The following is a 646-nucleotide window of genomic DNA, read 5'->3' as shown; positions in this document are numbered from 1 at the left end:
CACCACACCCACCGGCACCAAACCCAACCCGGCATCCAGCACGAACAAGCGGGTGTTGCCGACGGGTGTGCCGATTGGCGGCGGGCCCGTGTCCTCGGGAGTGGTGAGGTGTCCCGTCGTGTCGACGGTCGTCTCGGTCGGTCCGTAGGAGTTGTGCAGACGCGCGTGCGGAAGCGTGGCGACGAAGGAATCGCGCAGATCGGCGGTCAGTGGTTCGCCACCGCAGACGACGTGGCGTACGGAGGAGCAGAGCCGCCGTGCCCCCTCCCACTCCAGCAGCAACCGCAGCAGGGTCGGCACACAGTGCACCACCGTGACCCCGTGGCGTTCGACGGCGGACAACAGGTGGCCGGGGTCGGCGTGGTGATCGGGGTCGGTGCCGATGATGCATCCACCGGTGAGCAGCGGGCAGAAGAGTTCCCACACCGAGACGTCGAAACTCATCGGTGTCCGCATGAGGAAGCGGTCATGCTCGGTCCAGCCGAACGTCCCGATCCGCCACAGCAGGTTGTTGACGATGGCCCCGTGCGGGACCACGACCGCCTTGGGCGTGCCCGTCGAGCCCGAGGTGTAGATGACGTACGCCGGATGCTCGGGAGCCAGCGGTGTCGGCCGTTCGCCATCGGACACGTCCGCCGGGTCGTGG

Annotated in this window: 1 protein-coding gene; it reads right to left on the bottom strand. The window is 68.1% G+C overall.

Annotation, left to right across the window (positions count from 1 at the left end):
• The coding region (locus IEJ02_RS47200) for an AMP-binding protein (RefSeq protein WP_317986107.1) at positions 1-630 on the bottom strand (630 nt) is incomplete at its 3' end.
• Positions 631-646: the final 16 nt, after the last annotated feature.

The organism is Streptomyces sp. 5-10 (assembly GCF_014712245.1).
Taxonomy (GTDB): Bacteria; Actinomycetota; Actinomycetes; order Streptomycetales; family Streptomycetaceae; genus Streptomyces; species Streptomyces violaceusniger.
The sequence above is the reverse complement of the archived record's forward strand: the minus strand, read 5'-3'. Positions and strand labels throughout refer to the sequence as shown.